Source organism: Peribacillus sp. SIMBA_075 (assembly GCF_046534585.1).
On the sequence record NZ_JAWRYN010001175.1, the window covers coordinates 1 to 251 of the forward strand.

1 protein-coding gene is annotated in these 251 nt (G+C 39.8%); it reads left to right on the top strand.

Going from position 1 to position 251, the window contains the following annotated elements; genetic code table 11:
- On the top strand, nucleotides 1–251 hold a 251-nt coding region (locus SB775_RS32025; RefSeq protein ID WP_410865318.1), incomplete at both ends, for a 2-hydroxycarboxylate transporter family protein.

Here is a 251-nt window from a genome sequence, read left to right on the forward strand (position 1 = left end):
CAGCCAGATATGGACGCAAAAGTTGATTTCGGTTTAATGGGTGCAGGTGTACTCGTTGCTTGTACAACCTTCATCTTTGGTGGTTTGTTAGAAAGCTTTGTTCATATTCCAGGTCCAATCTTAATGATTGTTCTTGCAGCATTAATCAAATACTTAAATGTGATGCCTCAGCATCTTCAAAATGGCTCACAGCAGTTCTACAAGTTTGTTTCAAGAAGCTTCACATGGCCTCTTATGGTTGGTCTTGGTAT